This window comes from Streptomyces sp. NPDC057445 (assembly GCF_042802855.1).
Lineage (GTDB): Bacteria > Actinomycetota > Actinomycetes > Streptomycetales > Streptomycetaceae > Streptomyces.
The window spans coordinates 345,976-360,146 of record NZ_JBHVDH010000004.1; the positions used below are offsets into that span (position 1 = coordinate 345,976).

The 14,171-nt window shown below is 69.6% G+C and carries 14 protein-coding genes; 13 read left to right on the top strand and 1 reads right to left on the bottom strand.

Annotated features, from left to right (window positions below):
- Positions 1-29: 29 nt before the first annotated feature.
- Positions 30-1,580 carry a signal recognition particle protein gene (ffh, locus tag ACFU5O_RS12800; RefSeq protein ID WP_384239457.1) on the top strand — a complete coding sequence of 517 codons (1,551 nt, stop codon included), beginning with the start codon at positions 30-32 and terminating at the stop codon, positions 1,578-1,580.
- A 165-nt stretch (positions 1,581-1,745) separates the two neighbouring features.
- Positions 1,746-3,665, top strand: a complete 1,920-nt coding sequence (ftsH, locus tag ACFU5O_RS12805; RefSeq protein ID WP_384239459.1) for an ATP-dependent zinc metalloprotease FtsH — start codon at positions 1,746-1,748, stop codon at positions 3,663-3,665.
- Positions 3,666-3,683: 18 nt separating this feature from the next.
- On the opposite strand, the gene ACFU5O_RS12810 is transcribed toward ftsH, so the two are convergent.
- Positions 3,684-4,571, bottom strand: coding sequence for a methyltransferase domain-containing protein (locus ACFU5O_RS12810; protein ID WP_384239461.1), 888 nt, complete (start codon positions 4,569-4,571; stop codon positions 3,684-3,686).
- A gap of 212 nt (positions 4,572-4,783) precedes the next feature.
- Here ACFU5O_RS12810 and proS point away from each other — a divergent pair, with 212 nt between their 5' ends.
- The 11 genes from proS to lepB (ACFU5O_RS12865) all read left to right on the top strand — a co-directional run bounded on the left by proS (position 4,784) and on the right by lepB (ACFU5O_RS12865) (position 14,148).
- The gene (gene proS, locus ACFU5O_RS12815; RefSeq protein ID WP_384239462.1) at positions 4,784-6,199 is read left to right on the top strand and encodes a proline--tRNA ligase; all 1,416 of its coding nucleotides are present in this window, start codon (positions 4,784-4,786) and stop codon (positions 6,197-6,199) included.
- A 251-nt stretch (positions 6,200-6,450) separates the two neighbouring features.
- Complete coding sequence (locus ACFU5O_RS12820) at positions 6,451-7,080, top strand: hypothetical protein (protein ID WP_384239464.1); 630 nt, start codon at positions 6,451-6,453, stop codon at positions 7,078-7,080.
- 232 nt (positions 7,081-7,312) lie between these two features.
- Positions 7,313-7,765 (top strand): 30S ribosomal protein S16, encoded by a 453-nt coding sequence (rpsP, locus tag ACFU5O_RS12825; protein WP_384239466.1) that lies wholly within the window; start codon positions 7,313-7,315, stop codon positions 7,763-7,765.
- A gap of 2 nt (positions 7,766-7,767) precedes the next feature.
- A complete protein-coding gene (locus ACFU5O_RS12830) occupies positions 7,768-8,007 on the top strand; it encodes an RNA-binding protein (RefSeq protein ID WP_020868149.1) in 240 nt (79 codons plus the stop codon).
- A gap of 79 nt (positions 8,008-8,086) precedes the next feature.
- Positions 8,087-8,674: a ribosome maturation factor RimM gene (gene rimM, locus ACFU5O_RS12835; RefSeq protein WP_384239467.1), complete on the top strand. Its 588-nt coding sequence runs from the start codon at positions 8,087-8,089 to the stop codon at positions 8,672-8,674.
- A complete protein-coding gene (trmD, locus tag ACFU5O_RS12840) occupies positions 8,674-9,495 on the top strand; it encodes a tRNA (guanosine(37)-N1)-methyltransferase TrmD (protein ID WP_384239469.1) in 822 nt (273 codons plus the stop codon). The genes rimM and trmD overlap by 1 nt, the downstream gene beginning before the upstream one ends.
- 131 nt (positions 9,496-9,626) lie before the next feature.
- Positions 9,627-9,977, top strand: coding sequence for a 50S ribosomal protein L19 (gene rplS / locus ACFU5O_RS12845; protein ID WP_384239471.1), 351 nt, complete (start codon positions 9,627-9,629; stop codon positions 9,975-9,977).
- A gap of 72 nt (positions 9,978-10,049) precedes the next feature.
- Positions 10,050-10,826: a signal peptidase I gene (gene lepB, locus ACFU5O_RS12850; protein ID WP_384239473.1), complete on the top strand. Its 777-nt coding sequence runs from the start codon at positions 10,050-10,052 to the stop codon at positions 10,824-10,826.
- Entirely contained in the window at positions 10,819-11,904 is a 1,086-nt protein-coding gene (lepB, locus tag ACFU5O_RS12855) for a signal peptidase I (RefSeq protein ID WP_384239475.1), read from the top strand. Before lepB (ACFU5O_RS12850) ends, lepB (ACFU5O_RS12855) begins: the two co-directional genes overlap by 8 nt.
- A complete protein-coding gene (gene lepB / locus ACFU5O_RS12860) occupies positions 11,795-12,688 on the top strand; it encodes a signal peptidase I (protein ID WP_384239477.1) in 894 nt (297 codons plus the stop codon). The genes lepB (ACFU5O_RS12855) and lepB (ACFU5O_RS12860) overlap by 110 nt, the downstream gene beginning before the upstream one ends.
- Before the next feature lie 554 nt (positions 12,689-13,242).
- Complete coding sequence (gene lepB / locus ACFU5O_RS12865; RefSeq protein ID WP_384239688.1) at positions 13,243-14,148, top strand: signal peptidase I; 906 nt, start codon at positions 13,243-13,245, stop codon at positions 14,146-14,148.
- Positions 14,149-14,171 lie beyond the last annotated feature (23 nt).

Sequence of the window (14,171 nt, forward strand, 5' to 3'; positions counted from 1 at the left end):
CCCCCGAGACCTGAGGATCCGCGACCACCGTGTTCGACACCCTCTCCGACCGCCTTGCAGCGACATTCAAGAACCTCCGGGGCAAGGGCCGCCTGTCCGAGGCGGACATCGACGCCACGGCGCGTGAGATCCGTATCGCGCTGCTCGAGGCCGATGTCGCGCTGCCCGTCGTGCGCTCCTTCATCAAGCAGGTGAAGGAACGCGCAATGGGCTCCGAGGTGTCCCAGGCGCTGAACCCGGCGCAGCAGGTCATCAAGATCGTCAACGAGGAGCTCATCGGCATCCTCGGTGGTGAGACCCGGCGGCTGCGGTTCGCCAAGCAGCCGCCCACCGTGATCATGCTCGCGGGTCTCCAGGGCGCCGGTAAGACGACCCTCGCCGGAAAGCTCGGCCTCTGGCTCAAGAGCCAGGGCCACTCCCCGCTGCTCGTCGCCGCCGACCTCCAGCGCCCCAACGCCGTGAACCAGCTGGCCGTCGTCGCCGAGCGCGCGGGCGTCGCCGTGTTCGCGCCGCAGCCCGGCAACGGTGTGGGCGACCCGGTCCAGGTCGCCAAGGAGTCGATCGAGCACGCGAAGTCGAAGGTCCACGACATCGTCATCGTCGACACCGCCGGCCGCCTCGGCATCGACCAGGAGATGATGCAGCAGGCCGCGGACATCCGGGACGCGGTCAGCCCCGACGAGGTCCTGTTCGTCGTCGACGCGATGATCGGTCAGGACGCGGTCAACACCGCGGAGGCCTTCCGCGACGGTGTCGGCTTCGACGGTGTCGTGCTCTCCAAGCTGGACGGCGACGCCCGCGGTGGTGCCGCGCTCTCCATCGCGCACGTCACCGGCAAGCAGATCATGTTCGCCTCCAACGGCGAGAAGCTGGACGACTTCGACGCGTTCCACCCGGACCGCATGGCGTCCCGCATCCTCGGCATGGGCGACATGCTCTCGCTCATCGAGAAGGCCGAGCAGACCTTCAGCCAGGAAGAGGCCGCCAAGATGGCCTCCAAGCTGGCGAGCAGCAAGGGCAAGGACTTCACGCTCGACGACTTCCTGGCCCAGATGGAGCAGGTCAGGAAGATGGGCTCCATCTCCAAGCTGCTCGGCATGCTGCCCGGCATGGGGCAGATCAAGGAGCAGATCAACAACATCGACGAGCGTGACGTGGACCGTACGGCCGCGATCATCAAGTCGATGACGCCCGGCGAGCGCCACGACCCGACGATCATCAACGGCTCGCGCCGTGCCCGTATCGCCAAGGGTTCCGGTGTCGACGTCAGCGCGGTGAAGGGCCTGGTCGAGCGCTTCTTCGAGGCCCGCAAGATGATGTCCCGGATGGCTCAGGGCGGCGGCATGCCGGGCATGCCCGGGATCCCGGGCATGGGCGGTGGCGCCGGCCGCCAGAAGAAGCAGCAGAAGCAGGCCAAGGGCAAGCGCAAGAGCGGCAACCCGATGAAGCGCAAGGCCGAGGAGCAGGCCGCCGCCGTCCGCCGCGAACAGGCTTCTCAGGGCGGTGCGTTCGGTCTGCCGGCGGGAGGCGCGGGCCAGGACTTCGAGCTCCCCGACGAGTTCAAGAAGTTCATGGGCTGACACGCCCGGCGTACGGCGACGGAGGGCCCCGCGGTCGAAGGACCGCGGGGCCCTCTGCCATGTGGCGCGCCCGGGTGGCAGGGGCCGGGGCGCTGTGCGGTCATGGGCAGAGATCCGGCCGGATCAACAGCACCGGATCGGGAGCACCGGAGCAGGAGGGCAGGCGTGGCCAATTCCGTACCCCCGCGCGATCGCACCGACCAGCCCTGGCGCTCCGAGGGTGCCCCGCCCCCGCCGCGCAGGAGGAGGATGCCCGGTGGCTGGAAAGGGCTGGTCGTCTCCGCCGTCGTCGTCTTCGCCATCGCCTTCGCGGTGCTGTCGTACGCGGGGAGGGGCGAGGAGCCGACGATCTCGTACACCGAATTCAGCAAGCAGGTCGCGGCGGGCAACGTCAGCAAGATCTACGCCAAGGGCGATGCCATCCAGGGCGAGCTGAAGAAGGAACAGGCGCTTCCGGACGGCAAGGGTGACTACACCAGGTTCACCACACAGCGCCCCGCGTTCGCCGGTGACGACCTCTGGCAGGAGCTCACCCGGAAGGGTGTCACGGTGACGGCCGAGCCGGTCGTGCCCCAGCGCAGCCTTCTCGTCAATCTCCTGATCTCGCTCGCGCCGATCCTGCTGCTCGTCCTCCTCTGGGTGTTCGTCGCACGGCGGATGGGCGGCGGGGCGGGCGGCGGGCCGCTCGGCCGCAAGGCTCCGCCCAGACCCGTGCAGGTCCTGGAGGGCAGGCGCACCACGTTCGAGGACGTGGCCGGTATCGACGAGGTGGAGGGCGAGCTCAACGACGTCGTCGACTTCCTCAAGAACCCGGAGGCCTACCGGGAGATGGGCGCACGGATGCCCGGCGGCGTGCTGCTCGCGGGCCCGCCGGGGACGGGCAAGACGCTGCTCGCACGGGCGGTGGCGGGTGAGGCGGGAGTGCCGTTCTTCTCCGCGTCCGCCTCCGAGTTCATCGAGATGATCGTGGGCGTGGGTGCCTCGCGTGTACGGGAGCTCTTCGCCGAGGCCCGCAAGGTCGCTCCGGCCATCGTCTTCATCGACGAGATCGACACCATCGGCCGCGTGCGCGGCGGCGGCGCGGGGCTGGGCGGCCATGACGAGCGCGAACAGACGCTCAATCAGATCCTGACCGAGATGGACGGCTTCACCGGCTCCGAGGGCGTGGTCGTGCTCGCCGCCACCAACCGCGCCGACGTCCTGGATCCCGCCCTCACCCGGCCGGGACGCTTCGACCGCATCGTGCAGGTCAGCCCGCCCGACCGGCGCGGCCGCGAGGCGATCCTGAGGATCCACACCCGAGAGATCCCGCTCGCCGACGACGTCGACCTCGCGCAGGTGGCCCGTACGACCCCGGGAATGACTGGTGCCGAACTCGCCAACCTCGCCAACGAAGCCGCGCTCCTCGCGGTCAAGCGACAGCAGCGCGAGGTCACCCGGAGCGATCTCTCCGACGCCCTGGAAAAGGTCCAGCTCGGCGCGGAGCGGCCGTTGGTGATGCCGATGGAGGAACGGCGCAGGACCGCGTACCACGAGAGTGGTCACGCGCTGCTCGGCATGCTCCAGCCCGGCGCCGACCCGGTCCGCAAGATCACGATCGTGCCGCGCGGCCGTGCGCTGGGCGTCACCCTGTCCACGCCGGACGCCGAAAGATACGCCTACACGGAGGAGTATCTGCGGGGCCGCATCATCGGCGCGCTCGGCGGAATGGCGGCCGAGCACGTCGTCTTCGGCGTCGTCACGACCGGCTCGGAGAGCGATCTGGAGCAGGTCACCCGACTGGTCCGCGGCATGGTCGGCCGCTGGGGCATGAGCGAACGGGTGGGCCGCTTCACCGCGATCCCGGGAGACGCGCAGGAGCCGTACGGGCTCACGGCCGCACCGGCGACGCTGGACGCCATGGACCACGAGATGCGCCGGATCGCCGACGAGTGCTACGAGAGCGCCTGCCGGCTGCTGCGGGAGGACCGCGACCGGCTCGACGCGCTCGCCGAGGCCCTGCTCGCCAACGAGACCCTGGAGGAGGACGCGGCCTACCGGGCCGCGGGCATCGCCCGTCCCGGCAAGAACGGCGCCGCCCAGTAGGCCGTTCCGGTGAATCGCTCACGGCGTCCGGGCGATGAGATACCGGAACACGTTGGGCATCCACACGGTCCCGTCGGCCCGCACATGGGCGTGCAGCGCCTCGGTGACCTCCTTCTCCACCTGGGCCTGGTCCGTCGCCCGGACCGCCGCGTCGAACAGTCCGGTCGACAGCAGTCCGCGCACCGCGTTCTCCAGGTCCGCGTACCCGAAGGGGCAAGCGACCCGGCCCGAGCCGTCCGGCTTCAGCCCCGCCCTCGTCGCCACCTCCTCCAGGTCGTCCCGCCGCGTCGGCCGCCAGCCGCCGGCGCCGCGCAGCCGCTCGGTGAGCCTGCTCGCGACCCTCAGCACCGCGGACGTGGCACACCGCTCCGGCGGGCCCCACCCGGCCAGCACGACCGGGCTGCCGCGCTCGGCGAGCGGAACCGCCGCTTCCAGGGCGGGTACGAGCCCTTCCGAATCGCCGGCCGTGCACCCGATCGGCTGAAAAACAGTGATCACGCTGAACCGGGGGCGCACAGGGTCCGCAGCAGCCTCGGGACCGCCCTCGAACAGCAGCGCCCCGCCGTCCCGTGCCCCGTCGTGGGCCTCGCGGGCCTCGCGGGCCTCGCGGGCCCGGTCGGGCTCCGGCGTGAGCCGCTCGCGTGCCAGGGCGATCCGCGAGCGGTCCGTATCGACGCCGGTGACGCTCGCCCCGCGTGCGGCCGCCATGAGGAGGGCAAGGCCCGAGCCGCAGCCGAGTCCCAGCAGACGCGACCTCCTGCCGACCTCCAGATGCTCGTACACCGCCTCGTAGAGGGGCACCAGCATCCGTTCCTGGATCTCGGCCCAGTCACGGGCGCGTGCCGCGCGATCGGCCGGAGGTGCGGAGGCTGTACGGGGGTGGTGCCTGACGAGGGTAGGTGTCATCGAAAAGCGCCCCAATCCGCCGAGAGGTCAGCTGTGCCCTGATTGACAGCCCCCCGTGTACGTGCGCTCCTGCTCCCCCCGTATGCCAGGGAACTCCGCATCCGTCCGTACGTCCAGGGGTCGCGCCGCAAAGCCTTGGCGTGCCCCGGTCGTGCGCCCCCGCGCCCGGAACGATTCCCCAATCAGGGTGCAGCCGCCGTACGATTCCCGCCATGGCAAAGGCACCTGTCCTCACGCCGCAGGCCGAGGACTTCCCCCGCTGGTACCAGGACCTGATCAACAAGGCCGAGCTCGCCGACAACGGCCCGGTGCGGGGCACGATGGTGATCCGTCCGTACGGCTACAGCCTCTGGGAACGGATGCAGCAGGAGATGGATGCCCGCATCAAGGAGGCCGGGGCGTCCAACGCCTACTTCCCCCTCTTCATCCCGCAGTCGTATCTGACGAAGGAAGCCGAGCACGTCGAGGGCTTCGCCCCCGAGCTCGCTGTCGTCACGCACGGCGGGGGCAAGGAGCTGGAGGAGCCGGTCGTCGTCCGCCCCACCTCGGAGACGATCATCAACGAGTACTTCTCCAAGTGGGTGCAGAGCTACCGCGATCTGCCGCTGCTCATCAACCAGTGGGCGAACGTGGTCCGCTGGGAGATGCGCCCCCGGGTGTTCCTGCGCACGACCGAGTTCCTCTGGCAGGAGGGCCACACCGCCCACGCCACCTACGAGGAGGCCCGGGACTACGCCGCCCACATCCACCGTGAGGTCTACGCCGACTTCATGGTGAACGTCCTCGCCATGGATGTGGTGCTGGGCCGCAAGACCGCCAGGGAGCGCTTCGCCGGCGCCGTCAACACCCTCACGCTCGAAGGCATGATGGGTGACGGGAAGGCTCTGCAGATGGGTACGAGCCATGAGCTCGGCACCAACTTCTCCAAGGCCTTCAACACCAGCTACCTGTCGAAGGACGGCAAACAGGAGCTGGCCTGGCAGACCTCCTGGGGCTGCTCCACCCGGATGGTCGGCGGCCTCATCATGGCGCACGGCGACGACAACGGGCTGCGGGTGCCGCCTCGCCTGGCGCCCGTCCAGGTGGTCGTCCTCGCCATCAAGGGGGAGGAGCCGGTGCTCGCCAAGGTGCGCGAGATCGGCGACCGGCTGCGGGCCGCCGGCATCCGCGTCCAGGTCGACGACCGCACGGACACCCCCTTCGGGCGGCGGGCCGTGGACTGGGAGCTGAAGGGCGTGCCGGTCCGGATCGAGGTCGGGCCGCGCGATCTGGAGAGCGGAACGGCGATGCTGGCCCGGCGCATCCCCGGGGGCAAGGAACCGGTCGCGATCGATGCTCTCGCCGGACTGCTGCCCAAGATCCTCGACGACGACCAGGCGCTGCTGCTGAGGCAGTCGCGTGAGCGCCGCGAGGCCCGCACCGCCGACGTGAGCACGATCGAGCAGGCCGCAGAGGCCGCGGTCGCGGGCGGCTGGGCACGGATCCCCTGGGCGACGCTCGGTGTCGAGGGCGAGGCCCTGCTCGCGGATCAGGCCGTGTCCGTACGGTGTCTGGTCGCGGAGGACGGGTCGGTGCCGACGGCGGACGACGCCCCGGGTACGCTCGCGATCGTCGCGCGCGCCTACTGAGGCGGCCTGCTGACGTCCATCGGTGGTGGGGCGCGACGGGCGGGGCGCCAGACGCGTCCGAGCGCCCACGCGCCCTCTGCGCCCCCCACGCCTCGGCGTGCGGATTCCGGCTACGCGCCGGGGCGTACGCGCCACTACGTACCAGCTTGTTGCGAGCTGTCAGGCTTCTCCGCAGATCAGCGCACCCGCCCTCGTCAGGACACATCAACCCTAACTGACGGGTACGTGCAAAATATTTGGGATGCCCCGGAATGGAACCCGCAAGCCGTCCGGCTCGTTATCACGACGTGAGCACGACACCACCTGTTCTCGCCGCAGAGCTGGCACAGGCGTGGGCCGATATTCAGCGGCACCACCCCGAGCTGCCCGATCTTGCCGCGCCCGAGTCCCTGATCGGAGAGTCCTCGTCCGCGTGCGGCCACGAGCTCTCCTTCGAGCGACTGCTCCACGAGGCAGTCCACGGCATCGCCGCCGCCCGAGGGGTCCGTGACACCTCCCGCGCCGGCCGCTATCACAACCGCCGATTCCTGGCGATCGCCGAGGAGATGGGCCTGGACCACCCCGAGGAGCCGCACCCGAGCAGCGGTTTCTCCCTGGTCACGCTCAATCCCGAGGCGAAGCGGCGCTACCGTCCGACCATCGAGCGGTTGCAGCGCGCCCTCGCCGCGCACACGGTCGCGACGGCCTCCGACACCAAGCGCACCTTCCGGGGCCCTGCCGCCCGGCACGGCTCGTCCGGCGGCGGTGTGCGGGTCAAGGCGGTGTGCGACTGCGGTCGCAACGTGAGAGTCGTGCCGTCGGTCCTCGCCCAGGCGCCGATCGTCTGCGGCGGCTGCGGCAAGCCGTTCCGTATCCCCGAAGTGGTGGCCGCGGCGAGCTGAGACGGCGGTCACGCAGCGGCGGGAGCGGGGAGCCCACGAGCGGGGCCCGGAGGCCGGACAGGCCTCCGGTCTGCCCCGCGGGATCCTTGTGGCACAATGGTCAGCTGTACTCGACAGTCGCACAGGACCCCTCTCTCCTCCGGCTGACGCGTCCATCGGGCCATCGGGTACCGCAACCCCACGCGGCAACACGTTGTGCCCAACCACGTCAAAATCAGGAGAACCCACTCCCGTGGCAGTCAAGATCAAGCTGAAGCGTCTGGGCAAGATCCGTTCGCCTCACTACCGCATCGTCGTCGCCGACTCCCGTACCCGCCGTGACGGCCGGGCCATCGAAGAGATCGGTCTGTACCACCCGACGTACAACCCGTCGCGCATCGAGGTCGACTCGGAGCGTGCGCAGTACTGGCTGTCCGTCGGCGCCCAGCCGACCGAGCCGGTTCTCGCGATCCTGAAGCTCACCGGCGACTGGCAGAAGGCCAAGGGCCTGCCGGCCCCGGAGAAGCCGCTGCTCCAGCCGGAGACGAAGGAAGACAAGCGCGCTTCCTTCGAGGCTTTCGCCAAGACCATCGAGGGTGACGACGCCAAGGGTGAGGCCATCACCCCGAAGGCGAAGAAGTCCGAGAAGAAGGCGGACGAGGCTGCTGAGACGGCGGCTGCTCCCGCCGAGTCGACCGAGGCCTGAGCATGCTCGAGGAGGCTCTCGAGCACCTCGTGAAGGGCATCGTCGACAACCCGGACGAAGTGCAGGTCGCCTCGCGCAACCTGCGCCGCGGACGCGTGCTCGAGGTCCGGGTGCACCCCGACGATCTCGGTAAGGTGATCGGCCGCAACGGCCGTACCGCGCGCGCCCTGCGCACCGTCGTGGGCGCCATCGGCGGCCGTGGTATCCGTGTCGACCTCGTCGACGTGGACCAGGTCCGCTGATTCGTTTGAACACCGGCGCGGGCCGGGGAGGGCTTACGGGCCCGCCCCGGCCCGTCGTCGTACGACAGGAGCATTGAGCGTGCAGCTGGTAGTCGCACGGATCGGCCGGGCCCATGGCATCAAGGGCGAGGTCACCGTCGAGGTACGTACCGACGAGCCGGAACTGAGGCTCGCGCCCGGAGCCGTACTGGCCACCGACCCGGCCTCCGCCGGACCCTTGACCATCGAGACGGGGCGCGTGCACAGCGGCCGGCTCCTGCTGCGCTTCGAGGGCGTGCGGGACCGCAACGGCGCCGAGGCCCTGCGCAACACCCTGCTCATCGCCGAGGTCGACCCGGCCGAACTGCCGGACGAGCCCGACGAGTACTACGACCACCAGCTGATGGACCTCGACGTGGTGCTCGCCGACGGGACCGAGGTGGGCCGCATCACCGAGATCCTGCATCTTCCCTCGCAGGACCTCTTCATCGTGGAGCGGCCCGACGGCAGCGAGGTGATGGTCCCCTTCGTCGAGGAGATCGTCACCGAGATCGACCTGGCGGAGCAGAAGGCCGTGATCGTCCCGCCTCCGGGACTGATCGACGACCGCGCGGAGATCGCCTCCTCGCGCGAGGCGGACACCGGTGCCGGTGCCGACGCCGAGGACGATTCCGAGGACGGGAACTGATGCGGCTCGACGTCGTCACGATCTTCCCCGAGTACCTGGAGCCGCTGAACGTCTCGCTCGTGGGCAAGGCCCGCGCCCGCGGACGCCTCGACGTACACGTACACGACCTGCGGGAGTGGACGTACGACCGGCACAACACCGTCGACGACACCCCCTACGGCGGCGGTCCCGGCATGGTGATGAAGACCGACCCCTGGGGCGACGCCCTCGACCAGACGCTCGCCGACGGCTACGAGGCCGGGGCACACGGTCCGGTGATGGTCGTCCCCACTCCCAGCGGCCGGCCCTTCACCCAGGAACTCGCCGTCGAACTCTCCGAGCGGCCATGGCTGATCTTCACCCCGGCCCGGTACGAGGGCATCGACCGGCGGGTCATGGACGAGTACGCCGCCCGGATACCCGTCCACGAAGTCTCCATCGGGGACTACGTCCTTGCCGGCGGGGAGGCGGCCGTCCTGGTCATCACCGAGGCGGTGGCACGGCTGCTGCCGGGCGTCCTCGGGAACGCCGAATCGCACCGTGACGACTCCTTCGCCCCCGGCGCCATGGCCAACCTGCTGGAAGGGCCCGTCTACACCAAGCCCCCGGAGTGGCGCGGGCGCGGCATCCCCGACGTCCTGCTCAGCGGGCACCACGGGAAGATCGCTCGCTGGCGGCGGGACGAGGCGTTCCGCCGCACGGCCGAGAACAGGCCCGATCTGATCGAGCGCTGCGACCCCTCGGTCTTCGACAAGAAGGACCGGGAAATCCTTTCCATCCTGGGCTGGGCGCCCTCGCCCGACGGCCGATTTTGGCGCAGGCCCGAGGCCATGGAAGAATAGGCCGCTGCCGTACGTCCGGCGTGCGCCCCTGCCACAGGGGGACATGACGCCCGCCCTGACGCCGCGGACCCCTGATCCTCATCCTCAATACCGCTGATGACCTGTGGCATCGGCGAAGAAAGCAGACGAACATGTCGCATGTGCTCGACGTCGTCAACTCCGCCTCGCTGCGGACCGACGTCCCCGCCTTCCGTCCCGGTGACACCGTGAACGTCCACGTTCGCGTCATCGAGGGCAACCGCTCGCGTATCCAGCAGTTCAAGGGTGTCGTCATCCGCCGCCAGGGCTCTGGCGTCAGCGAGACCTTCACGGTCCGCAAGGTCTCCTTCTCCGTCGGCGTCGAGCGCACCTTCCCGGTGCACAGCCCGATCTTCGAGAAGATCGAGCTCGTCACCCGCGGTGACGTCCGTCGCGCCAAGCTCTACTACCTGCGCGACCTGCGCGGCAAGGCCGCCAAGATCAAGGAGAAGCGCGAGAAGTGAGCTCCGGCTCACACCCGCGCCCAGCTGTGGACTAACAGGGTCCATACGGCGGCCGGATAACATCTGGCACCGATGGACACCGAAGCACAGCACACGGAGCGCGGCCGCTCCTCCGCCACAGGGACCGACGAGTCCCGACCGGAGGCGCGGCCGCGCTCCGTGCGTATGTCCGAGGCCTTGCGCCAACTCTCCCTGCGCCGGGCCGGTGCGCTCGGGGCCCTCGGTGGGGTCGTCCTGCTGCTCCTCAGTCACTTTGTGCTGCAGCCCTTCCTGATTCCCAGCACCTCGATGGAGCCCGCCCTGGAGGTCGGCGACCGGGTGCTGGTGAACAAGTTGGCGTACCGTTTCGGGTCCGGGCCCGCGCGCGGGGACGTCGTCGTCTTCGACGGCACGGGGTCGTTCGTCCGGGAAGCACCGGAACAGAACGCGGTCGCCGGGCTGGTGCGGGGGGTGGCAGCCGATCTGGGCCTGGCCGAGCCCGCCGAGACCGATTTTGTGAAGCGTGTGATCGGCGTCGGCGGCGACCGGGTCGTGTGCTGCGACAAGAGGGGGAGACTCGAGGTGAACGGCGTACCCGTGGAAGAGCGATACGTCTACTTCGGCGATGCCCCGTCCCAGGTGCCCTTCGACATCGCCGTGCCGCAGGGCACTCTCTTCGTCATGGGTGACCACCGCAGCAAGTCCCGCGACTCCAGAGACCATCTCGGCGAGCCCGGCGGCGGGATGGTGCCCCTCGACAAGGTGATCGGCAGGGCGGACTGGATCGGCTGGCCGGCCGGCCGCTGGTCCTCGCTCGAAGAGCCCGCCGGCTTCGACCGTGTACCCGCACCCGGCGGTGCCCATGGGTAACCGCGGACGACGCGCGAGTCATCGGTCCGACACCCGCCTGCCCACCGGCACCCGCCCCACCGACGGGGGCAGGACTCTCCCGGGGCGTGCGGAGCGGCGCAAGCTGGCGCGCAGGGTGAAGCGGCGCCGGCAGCGCTCGGCCGTGAAGGAGATACCCATCCTCATCATGGTGGCGCTGCTGATCGCGCTGGGCCTCAAGACCTTCATGGTCCAGGCGTTCGTGATCCCGTCGGGCTCGATGGAGCAGACCATCCAGATCGAGGACCGGGTGCTGGTGGACAAGCTGACGCCGTGGTTCGGCTCGAAGCCGGAGCGCGGCGACGTCGTCGTCTTCAGGGACCCCGGCGGCTGGTTGCAGCAGGAGCAGGCACCCAGGAAGGACGACCCGATCGTCGTCAAGCAGGTCAAGCAGGGGCTGACCTTCATCGGACTGCTGCCGTCCGACGACGAGCAGGATCTGATCAAGCGGGTCGTTGCCGTCGGCGGCGACACCGTCAAGTGCTGCGACGCGAACGGCAGGGTCACCGTCAACGGCGTTCCGCTCAACGAGCCCTATCTCCATCCCGGGAACGCCCCGTCGAAGCTGAGCTTCGTCGTACGGGTCCCCGCCGGGCGGCTCTTCGTGATGGGCGACCACCGGTCCAACTCGGCCGACTCGCGTGCTCACCTGGACGAGGACTTCGACGGCACCGTGTCCGAGGACGGCGTCGTGGGCCGGGCCGTGGTGATCGCCTGGCCGCTCGGCCACTGGCGGCAGCTGGAGGAACGCGGGACGTATGCGTCGGTGCCCGACGCCCGTGGTGGTGCGACCACCGCGCGCGGCCCGTCGCATAGTCTGTCCACTCAGGATCTCGACGGAACGATCCGGCTCCCCGACTCTGCGGAACTCTCGCTCGTCATGGGAGTGGTGGGCCTGCATCGTCTCCGGTGCGGGTGGCAGCACGGAGCGAGGAGTGGTTGTGGGGGACGTGGCGGTCGACGCACGATCCGGACACGAAGGACCCGAGGAACGGCCCGACAGGCTCGCCGAGTCACCCGCGAACTCGCCGGCCGGCCCGGAGGGCGACCCGGACGGTGACCGCCCGGGGGCGGACGGCGTCCCGAAGCAGCGTTCCTTCTGGAAGGAGCTGCCGCTGCTGATCGGTATCGCGCTGGTGCTGGCGTTGTTGATCAAGACGTTTCTGGTGCAGGCGTTCTCGATTCCGTCGGATTCGATGCAGGACACGCTGCAGCGTGGTGACCGGGTGCTGGTGGACAAGCTGACGCCGTGGTTCGGCGGGGAGCCGGAGCGCGGTGAGGTGGTGGTGTTCCACGATCCGGGCGGCTGGCTGGACGGGCAGCCGACTCCTGAGCCGAATGTGGTGCAGAACTTTCTGAGTTTCATCGGTCTGATGCCGTCGTCCGAGGAGAAGGATCTGATCAAGCGGACGATCGCGGTGGGTGGTGACACCGTGGAGTGCAAGCGGGGTGGTCCGGTGAAGGTCAACGGGAAGGCGTTGGACGAGCCGTACATCTATCCGGGTGGCACGCCGTGCGACGACATGCCGTTCGGGCCGCTCAAGGTGCCCGAGGGCAAGATCTGGGTGATGGGCGACAACCGGCAGAACTCGCAGGACTCGCGCTACAACCAGGAGCTGGCGAACGGCGGGTTCGTGCCGGTCGAGAAGGTCGTGGGGCGGGCCGTGGTGGTGGCCTGGCCGATCAACCGCTGGGCGACGCTGTCCGTGCCGGAGACCTTCGACCAGCCGGGTCTGAACGCCGCTGCGGCCGTGGCGCCCGGTGCGATCGGCCTCGCCGGTGCCGTGCCGATCGCGATCTGGCGCAGGCGTACTCGGCAGGGCCGGGCCGCGGCCGGGCGGTAGACGCGACCGACGTGCCGTCATGAGTCACGGGGCCAGGGTGATTTGGCGGGACCGGGCTGCCCCTGCGGGCCTGTGATCAACACAGCAGCAAGGTCAGTAGATGCAGAAGGAAGACAGCGGCAACTTCCCGGAGGGCGTGAAGGTCTGCGTCAAGGCCGGCATCGGCCCCCGTCCACCGGTGAGATCGGCGGGTTCGCGTCCGGCCGGCCGTGCGGACGACCTGAGCCCGGTTCCCCGTCGCCACCGACCCGGACAGGGGACCGGACGGCCCGGGCCGCCCGGTATGCGCGATGATGGATGCCGGTATCCCTGACCCGGGTACCGGTCGGCAAGGATGAACCGCCCCCTGGTTGCTCGGCGAGCACGCTGAGCGACCGGGGGGCGTTTGTCGGTGTGGGCGGGCCGCGATGCCCGGCGGCCCGCAGTTGGCAAGGCGATCGGAGAACGGCAGTAGCCGTGCGGAACTCCCGCTCGTTGTTCGGGGTGGTGGCCCTGTCATCGACAGGCCCCAGAGGGCAGGCGTTGGCGCAGAGTGAGGAGTGGATGTGAGCGACGTGGCCGTCGGTGCACGATCTGAACATGGAGAGCCCGAGAAGAGGCCCGAGCAGCCCGCTGAGTCTGCCTCCGATCCTGCGGGAGAGACACGGGATCCGGACGCGCCCGAGAATGCCCACGCTGCGGGCGGGGGTGGAAGGAGGGCCAAGAAGCAGCGTTCCTTCTGGAAGGAGCTGCCGCTGCTGATCGGTATCGCGCTGGTGCTGGCGTTGTTGATCAAGACGTTTCTGGTGCAGGCGTTCTCGATTCCGTCGGATTCGATGCAGGACACGCTGCAGCGTGGTGACCGGGTGCTGGTGGACAAGCTGACGCCGTGGTTCGGCGGGGAGCCGGAGCGCGGTGAGGTGGTGGTGTTCCACGATCCGGGCGGCTGGCTGGACGGGCAGCCGACTCCTGAGCCGAATGTGGTGCAGAACTTTCTGAGTTTCATCGGTCTGATGCCGTCGTCCGAGGAGAAGGATCTGATCAAGCGGACGATCGCGGTGGGTGGTGACACCGTGGAGTGCAAGCGGGGTGGTCCGGTGAAGGTCAACGGGAAGGCGTTGGACGAGCCGTACATCTACCCGGGTGGCACGCCGTGCGACGACATGCCGTTCGGGCCCTTCAAGGTCCCCGAGGGCAAGATCTGGGTGATGGGCGACAACCGGCAGAACTCCCGGGACTCCCGCTATCACACCGAGGACGCGAACAAGGGGTTCGTGCCGGTCGAGAAGGTCGTGGGGCGGGCCGTGGTGGTGGCCTGGCCGATCAACCGCTGGGCGACGCTGCCCGTGCCGGAGACCTTCGACCAGCCGGGTCTGAACGCCGCTGCGGCCGTGGCGCCCGGTGCGGTCGGCCTCGCCGGTGCCGTGCCGATCGCGATCTGGCGCAGGCGGAGGCTGACTGGCGACCGTACCGCCGGGTAGGGTGCCGACTCAGATCAGCGATT